Genomic DNA, 5194 nt, shown 5'->3' with positions numbered 1-5194 from the left:
CCAAAGTTCGCACAACGCAAGGACCTACGCTCGTGGCACGCACACTACCGCCCGTTCAGGCCATCCGCGCCGAGATCGACGCCCTGTTCGCCTCCGACCGCGATCTGGTCGAGGTGATCGAGGACGTTGCCCGGCTCGGCGCCCGCCTGATCATCCAGCGCCTACCAGTCGGCGGGAGACCTAGACCGGGCCATCCCGCTGCACGAGCAGACGCTCGCCGACTATGCGCGGGTGCTGGGCGCCGACCACCCCGACACCCTGACCTCCCGCAACAACCTCGCCGGCGCCTACCAGTCGGCGGGAGACCTAGACCGGGCCATCCCGCTGTTGAAGGCGACACTGGCCGCCTTTGAGCGAGTGCTGGGCGCCGACCACCCCACCACGCTGGCCTCCCGCAACAACCTCGCCTCTGCCTACCGGGCGGTGGAAGATCTGGACCGGGCCATCCCGCTGTTGGAGGCGACACTGGCCGATCGGGAGCGGGTACTGGGTGTCGACCACCCCTCCACCCTGCAATCCCGCAACAACCTCGCCGGCGCCTACCAGGAGGCGGGAGACCTGGGCCGGGCCGTTCCCATGTACGAGCAGACGCTGGCCGACTGCGAGCGAGTGCTGGGTAGTGGTCATCCCACGACCCGTGTCGTCATGGGGAATTGGGAGGCCGTTGTCTTCGAGGCTGCTGCCCAGAACGTCCGTGGGTGGAGGCGACTGTTTCGTCGGCGGCGATGAACCACTCGTTGACCTTGCGGAGACCGGGAGTGGCTTCATTTAACGGTCGTTATCTTGAGCTCCGAAGCGGCGTGCGTCGTTGACCTGGGGCGACGCGACGGGGAAGGCGTCCATGAGGCAAATCAGGAAGGCTATCCGTGGCCCTGCCAGCAGGGCCCAATCGTTGCTTAACCGCGACCTGGTAGTTCAGGTGACCAAGGCGTGCCGTGATGACGTAATCGCCAAGCGACTTACCGCCACAGGTCCGCACCGTCGCGCCCACTCGGATCGGTCGTCAGCAAGTCCTCGTGAAGGCCCGAAAGGAGGCGACCGGTGGGAGACCCGTCCTCACCAGACTCCATGACCACCCAGCCGACAACCACGCCGGACACGTTAACGTCCCCGCCGCAATCCAGCTCGTCAACCGTAGCGAAGACGGCTTCATAGGCAATGGCCCGAGCCAGGAGAACCAGGTCGCCCCTGTCCGCCCCTGCGTCCAGCAGGCGCCGAGCCGCCGCCACTTGCTCCAAAGCTCCCGGGCCGGCCCAGCCGTCGATCGCACCACGCCACAAGGAGCGGAGCAGCATGAAGCGTGCCATCTGCGGCAGGTTCTCGTCGATCTCCGACCTCGCCCAATCCGGCGCATCAGCCGCACCGAGAGCCTCGAACTGCGTCCGAAGCGACGCCGCCGCGGCCCGCTTCGACGGAGCAAGTCCGGACAACCACGACTGCCATGTCGCCTCGGCATCATCCATGGCACCAGGATGCCTCACCGGCCGCCCAACACCAGCAAGATCAACAGTTCCGGCACGCCCGGTCAGAGCAGATTTCGACGAGCGCCATCAGCGGGGCGCCGGCACGGTCAGGTTCTGGAGCCGAGCGGCGCGGAGATCGCCGAGCGCGCGGGAGAGCTGTTCCCGGAGCTGACGGTTCTCCTCGGTGAGGCGGCGGGTGCGCTCGTTGGCGGCCTCCAGCCGCCGAAGGAGCGAGGCATCGGACGCTCGTTGCCGGACCGGGACCGGGGTGGCGGAGGCACGCTGCCGTTCAGACCGCAGACGTTCGATCTCCGCGCGCAGATCGGGCTGGGCGTAGAGCCAGGACCGTGAGACGCCGGCGGCACGAGCCACGATGTCGAAAGTGACGGCCGTGCCCTCAGCATCGATCTCGCGCAGGGCCTGGATCGCCTTGGCCCGGGTGTACTCATGCCGGTTGCGGGCCGCGGCGACGATGTGGCGGGAGTTGTCAGCCCGCATCGCTCACCTCCGTGCCATCAGGAGCTCGTCAGCTTGAAGGGCGGTGATGATCCGGTCGAGGTTGCCGAGGACCTGTTGGTTCATCTCGACGAGGCGGAGCTGGCCGCGGGCCTCGGCGGCCGAGACGATCTGCAGAAGCTGTTGACGCTGCTGCCGGTGCTGAGGCAGGAACTCCGGTGTCGTCACGAACATCGGGCACGTCAAGCAGGCTTCTCTGAACTAAGAAGTTGATCACAAGTCGATCTGCGGTTGGCCTGTTCACGTTGAGCTTTGGGGGCCTGTCTCACTTCCTCCATCCGGATCATGCGCAGGGTCTCGCCGCAGCACTCCACCGCCCTTGCCGTCCGGTTCCAAACGCCACCCTGGCGGCAACCACTTGCGGATATCTGGGCTGGATGCCGACACTCGGGCGTCCTCGAAGGACACGTGGTTCAGGCTCTCATCGAACGCGATGACGCCATTGAAGGTCGCGTGGTCGAACCGGGCGCTCTCGGCGATGGTTGTCCGGTGGAACCAGGCGCCGCCGTTAAAGGTTGCCTCCACAAACGTGGCTCGGATGAAGATTGCCCCGTCGAATTTGGCGCCGCCGTTGAAAGTCGCGTCCTCGAACCCGGCATCCTGGCAAAAGGACGCCTCTTCAAACTTGGCGCCCCCGTTGAAGATCGCTTCGCCGAACCAGGCAGAGTCGGTGAAGGTTGCCCGGTCAAATAAGGCCAGATCGTTGAAGATCGCCTCGCCGAACGCAGCTCCGCCCGTAAAGGTCGCCTGAGCGAAGAAAACAGTGCCATTGAAGATTGCCTCGTAGAAACGAAGCGTGGCCAGTGATGGTTGCCCCGAAGAACCAGGTTTGGCCATGGAAGGTCGTCCCGCTGAACCTCGCCTCAGCGATCCGACAGCTCGTGAAATCTGCATCAAGAAGGACGGCTCTGCTCAGGTCGAGGCGTATGCGAGGCCAGAAGGTGTCGGGAGGTCGCTCGGCACGAGACCACCAGCGCTTCTTGCCCGGGGCGGGACAGCGCAGGTGGTCGGTGAGGATGCGCTGGGCGGCGAGGCGGACCTCGCGTTCCTCTTGAGGGGCCCGGGCCGGAGAATCGCTGCCATCTGCCTTCCGGTTTCGTGTCGCGCGTTGTGCCGCCCAGGTCTCTTCACTGCGCTCAACTTCTTCGGGCATGGTGTAGGGCATTCTCAGGTAAGCACAGATCACGTCCGCGATCGTCTGTCGCAGGCGTGGGTTGTTCTGGGCGAGTTGCTCCAAGGCGTAGAGACCGCCGAGCCGAACCGGTGCCTGGTCACTGCCGAGTTGCTCTACCGCCTTGCTGTAACGGTCGGTGTCGTGGCCGCGTTCGCCGAGTTGGAAGGTGCGCCGGGCGGTGTCGGCGTTGCGAGCTGTGTAGTAGACCGCGGCCAGCGCGGCCAGGCCGGTGGCGATGGCCAGGGTGCGGCTGCGGACTGCATCGACTGCGACGGCGAGCTTCTCGCCCTGCAGGCCGGTCGCGCCGTCGACGTGTTCCAACCACCAGGACGCGCCGGGGCCGAGCATCCAGCCGATTGCGACGACGAGCACCGCGGCGACGACAGTGACAACGATCGAAAGAGGCTTCATAGTCGTCCTCTGAGGAGGATTCGATTTCGTGAGGGTCTTGCCCAACCTTGGCGGCTGTCAGGTGAGACGGCCCAGGAATTCCGGCATTTCCCAGGCGGTCAGTTGCCGGTCGGGCTATTCAAGGTCCCCGCTCTTGGTCGTAGGCATGCCGAGGCTGATGGTGGCCTTGTGGGACTGCCTGTCGATCTGGGCGAGCTTGTCCTCGGCACCAGCGAGGCTAACCTTGAGTCCTTCGACCTCGCCGAGCCAGCCTTCGCGCTCGGCCTCGGCGATGCGGTCGTGCAGGTTGTCCCGGATCTCCTCGAGGCGTCCCCGCTGGGCGGGGTCCGGCCTCAGGAGTGAACATCTGACACATGCGTGTTCATGGACGCAAGGTGAGGCGAACGCGCGACCGCAGGTGCCTACCGAGACTTTCCGCTTCTCGAAGTGGGCGAGGAAGGCGTCCCATTCTTTGTCGGTGGGAGTACGGTATTCCTCGCTGGGGCGGGTCGCGCGGCGGCGGGCGATGAACGCCCGGTGAGCCTCGATCGCCTCGGCGGGGTAGACGGCCTTGTATCCGATCGTGGTGTCGAGATTCTTGTGGCCACAGATGACCTGGGCGATGTGGGGCGGCAGGCCACTCATGATGGCGTCGGTCACGAAGATCCTGCGGAAATCGTGCGGGGAGAACATGAGCGGGTCGCCGGCGGCATCGGTCAGGCCGGTTGCGGCGAGCGCATTGATGAGCAGCTTGCGGATCGCGCTAGGGGTGAATGCCCGATTCTCGCTGCCGATGGACCGCTGGAAAAGCAGCGGCATCGCAGGGTTCCAGACCCGTTCCCGGACGTCGTAGGAGACGGTTAATGGGACGTCGCCGCCGGGGCCGCGGAGTCGGCTAATGATCGCTGACAGGACGTCAGCCAGCTCAGGGCTGACCAGGAGAAGTCTCTCGGTATCGGTCTTGCTCGGGGCGATCTGCAGCAGCGGGACGAGCTCCCCGGTGGAGGGCAGCCGGTACTCGGTGATGCCGTGGTGGGTGAGTTCCAGGAGCTCCTCGCAGCGGATCCCGGTCAGCCTCAGGACCTCGATCGTGGCGAATCCCCAGAATGCTTCCTCTTCCTCATACGACAGATTGCGGCGCTTGCCGGTGGCGGTGTCCTCGGCCCACACGTGCCTGCCGTTGGCCGTGGGTGCCACGGCCCTGCGCAGCGCCCCGCCGGTGCCTTCGATGATCTCACCGGGCGGAGTCGTCATCGCGGCTTGAAGGCGGAGGGCGGTTGCGTTCCTGCGCTCGGCGGCGGTGCGGGTGAGGATGGGCAGGACGGGCAGCCGCTCGCGGGTCCGCTGGTCCATCCGGGCCTTGCGCCGCCTGCGTTCCTTGGCCCAGTTGATCTCGGCGTCGCTGACCGGGCTCGGGACCGCCCACTGCGCCCAGCGTTCCGGCTCTTGCGTGGCCCACTGGGCGATGTCGAGATAGAGCGCCCGGTGTCGGCGTACGGGTCGGTGTGCAGAGCTGAGTACGGATAAACGGGCTCTGTCGCTGATCTTGGGACGTGGAACGACCTGGTAGTTGATCGTTTGCGGAGTGCGTTCCGGGATGTGTTGAAGAGTTACTCCCGCATTGGGCGGGGATCGTGGTCGAGGTCGTGGA

General features: G+C 65.8%; 6 protein-coding genes and 1 pseudogene. 1 reads left to right on the top strand and 6 read right to left on the bottom strand.

What is annotated here, in order from left to right; genetic code table 11:
* Positions 1–171 precede the first annotated feature (171 nt).
* Positions 172–729, top strand: a pseudogene (locus ACTWPW_RS62895) (tetratricopeptide repeat protein); the annotation flags it as partial.
* A 230-nt stretch (positions 730–959) separates the two neighbouring features.
* Here the strand turns inward: ACTWPW_RS62895 and ACTWPW_RS62890 are convergent.
* From ACTWPW_RS62890 to ACTWPW_RS62865, 6 genes are all read right to left on the bottom strand, one after another.
* Positions 960–1463, bottom strand: coding sequence for a hypothetical protein (locus ACTWPW_RS62890; protein ID WP_443174833.1), 504 nt, complete (start codon positions 1461–1463; stop codon positions 960–962).
* An 87-nt stretch (positions 1464–1550) separates the two neighbouring features.
* Positions 1551–1961, bottom strand: a complete 411-nt coding sequence (locus ACTWPW_RS62885; protein ID WP_443174832.1) for a DUF6262 family protein — start codon at positions 1959–1961, stop codon at positions 1551–1553.
* Between the two features lie 3 nt (positions 1962–1964).
* On the bottom strand, positions 1965–2147 hold the full coding sequence (locus ACTWPW_RS62880; protein WP_443174831.1) for a hypothetical protein: 183 nt from the start codon (positions 2145–2147) through the stop codon (positions 1965–1967).
* A 72-nt stretch (positions 2148–2219) separates the two neighbouring features.
* The gene (locus ACTWPW_RS62875; RefSeq protein ID WP_443174834.1) at positions 2220–2624 is read right to left on the bottom strand and encodes a pentapeptide repeat-containing protein; all 405 of its coding nucleotides are present in this window, start codon (positions 2622–2624) and stop codon (positions 2220–2222) included.
* A gap of 40 nt (positions 2625–2664) precedes the next feature.
* Positions 2665–3564: a pentapeptide repeat-containing protein gene (locus tag ACTWPW_RS62870; RefSeq protein ID WP_443174830.1), complete on the bottom strand. Its 900-nt coding sequence runs from the start codon at positions 3562–3564 to the stop codon at positions 2665–2667.
* Between the two features lie 114 nt (positions 3565–3678).
* Positions 3679–5194, bottom strand: a 1516-nt coding sequence (locus ACTWPW_RS62865) for a tyrosine-type recombinase/integrase (RefSeq protein WP_443174829.1), incomplete at its 5' end; no start/stop codon positions are given.

Source organism: Nonomuraea sp. KM90 (assembly GCF_052246675.1).
Classification (GTDB): domain Bacteria; phylum Actinomycetota; class Actinomycetes; order Streptosporangiales; family Streptosporangiaceae; genus Nonomuraea.
The sequence above is the reverse complement of the archived record's forward strand: the minus strand, read 5'-3'. Positions and strand labels throughout refer to the sequence as shown.

Excerpts from the sequence above, each read along its gene's own strand:
- ACTWPW_RS62890 (WP_443174833.1), bottom strand. The coding sequence starts at position 1,463 with ATGGATGATGCCGAGGCGACATGGCAGTCGTGGTTGTCCGGACTTGCT.
- ACTWPW_RS62885 (WP_443174832.1), bottom strand. The coding sequence starts at position 1,961 with ATGCGGGCTGACAACTCCCGCCACATCGTCGCCGCGGCCCGCAACCGG.
- ACTWPW_RS62870 (WP_443174830.1), bottom strand. The coding sequence starts at position 3,564 with ATGAAGCCTCTTTCGATCGTTGTCACTGTCGTCGCCGCGGTGCTCGTC.